Genomic DNA, 1609 nt, shown 5'->3' on the forward strand with positions numbered 1-1609 from the left:
CACGAGTACGTCGCCGCGCGCGTCGCCCACGACGTCAACGAGGCGAACATCGGCGCGCCCGGTGCGCTGGGCTCGATCGGCGTCGTCGTCGGCGCCACCGTGGACCGCGCCGCGTTCGGTCTCGGCGATGTGACGCTGGCCGGGATGCCGATCCTCGCGCCCGGCTTCGGGGCACAGGGGGCCGATCCCGCCGACCTCCGCCGCCTGTTCGGGTACGTCGCGAAGGCCGTGGTCGCGAACGAGAGCCGCAGCGTCCTGACTGTCGGCCCCGCGCGCCTCGCCGACCGGATCACCGCGCGCGCCGACCTGTACCGGGAGGCCCTGAATGGTTGATTCCCGTCGCCCGCCCGAGGTCGACCGCGCCGCGGCCTCCCGCCGTGCCGTCGCCGCCCGCCGCGAGCGTGCCGCGCTCAAGCGCGACGTGTCCACGCGCGTCATCACCCCGCAGGAGCTGCTGCGCCGCGGGCTCGCCGACCCGCTCTCGGCGGCCGGTGCGATGCGAGTGACCGAGTTCCTCACCGCGATCCCCGCGATCGGGGAGAGCAAGCGCGATCGCATCCTCGCCTCGCTCGGCATCTCGCCGGTGAAGCGCCTCGGGGGTCTCGGTTCCCGCCAGCGCGACGCGCTCCGCGGGTACCTCGACGCGCGGTGGCCCGAGCCGGGTCCGCGCGACGGGCGCAGCCGCCTCGTCGTGCTCGCCGGTCCGACGGCCGTCGGCAAGGGCACGGTCGCCGCGTACATCAAGGAGCATTTCCCCGAGATCCACCTGTCGGTCTCGGCGACCACCCGTGCCCCGCGCCCGGGTGAAGTCGACGGTGAGCACTACTACTTCGTGGACGACGCCGAATTCGACCGGCTCGTCGCGGAGGGGGAGCTGCTGGAGTGGGCCACGGTGCACAACAAGCACCGCTACGGCACGCCCCGCGAGCCCATCGAGCGCGTCCTCGCCGACGGCGGCACGGCACTGCTGGAGATCGACCTGCAGGGCGCCCGCCAGGTGCGGGCCGCGGATCCCTCGGCGACGCTGGTGTTCCTGCTGCCGCCGAGCTGGGACGAACTCGTCCAGCGCCTCGTCGGCCGCGGGACCGAGGATGCCGAGGAACGGGCGCGGCGCCTGCGCACCGCCCGCACCGAACTCGCGGCGCAGAACGAGTTCGACTACCGGGTCGTCAACGACGAGGTCGCGCGCGCCGCGGCCGAGGTCGTGGCCCTCGCCGCCTCGCGACCCTGACCGGGCCAGACCGCGATTCGGGGCGGATCCGTCTCCTCGGGGCGGGTGTTTCACGCCCCGAAGCGCGAAACACGCCCCAAACCCCATCCACCGAGGTGCGAGAGCCCTCGCCGCACGTCGCCCCGACGTCGGATAGAATACGAGGATGCTTCGGCGCCGACGGGCGCCGCATCCACCCCATCCCGCCGAACCAGGAGGTTCCCCATGGCCGGACGTGACAAGGGCATCATCGACCCGCCCATCGACGCGCTGCTCGACAAGGTCGACTCGAAGTACCAGCTCGTGATCTACGCGTCCAAGCGTGCGCGCCAGATCAACGACTACTACTCCGATCTGCACGAGGGCAACCTCTTCGACAACGGGGCCCGCTCGTCGACT

At 72.6% G+C, this 1609-nt stretch carries 1 protein-coding gene and 2 pseudogenes; all 3 read left to right on the top strand.

Translation table 11 applies throughout. From position 1 onward, the window contains the following. Positions 1-333: pseudogene (locus I5G_RS01600) on the top strand (orotidine 5'-phosphate decarboxylase); the annotation flags it as partial. Then, positions 326-1231, top strand: coding sequence for a guanylate kinase (gmk, locus tag I5G_RS01605; protein WP_022877489.1), 906 nt, complete (start codon positions 326-328; stop codon positions 1229-1231). The pseudogene I5G_RS01600 and the gene gmk, both read left to right, overlap by 8 nt. A gap of 204 nt (positions 1232-1435) precedes the next feature. Further along, a pseudogene (rpoZ, locus tag I5G_RS20020) lies at positions 1436-1609 on the top strand (DNA-directed RNA polymerase subunit omega); the annotation flags it as partial.

Origin of the sequence: Microbacterium sp. B19 (assembly GCF_000333395.1) — a bacterium.
In the GTDB taxonomy this organism is placed as follows: domain Bacteria; phylum Actinomycetota; class Actinomycetes; order Actinomycetales; family Microbacteriaceae; genus Microbacterium.